Consider the following 473-nt stretch of genomic DNA (forward strand, 5'->3'; position numbering starts at 1 on the left):
CACCTCGAGCAAGGTCGCGCCCGCAGCGCTCAAGGGCCGGTGTCAGACACCCAGGCGGCGGTGGCGCTAGATGGGCCGGCGATTCTGTAGGGTGTCAGACACCTCGAGCAAGGTCGCGCCCGCGGCGCACAAGGGCCGGTGTCAGACACCCGGGCGGCGGTGGCGATAGATGGGCGGGCGTTTCTGCAGGGTGTCAGACACCTCGAGTGGTTCTGGGCGGTGACAGACACCCAAACACAGCGGAGCCACGCGCGAAGCGCCATCACCAAACGCAAGACACCGCGTAAGCCCCGCCAGGCCGCCCGCGCGGCCGTCGCGGGGCGGGCCCCGCAAGATGCTTCAAACCCACGCAGACGCCGGCAAGAACCTCAAGAACCCCGCCCGCCGCAGCGACCGGCAAGCTCAATCCACCGCAGCCCGGCGCGTCGTCGGCCTGGGGTGCGCGGGGCGTGTAGATGCGCCCGAGGGAATCT

Source organism: Achromobacter sp. (genome assembly GCF_032113835.1).
Taxonomy (GTDB): Bacteria; Pseudomonadota; Gammaproteobacteria; order Burkholderiales; family Burkholderiaceae_B; genus Achromobacter.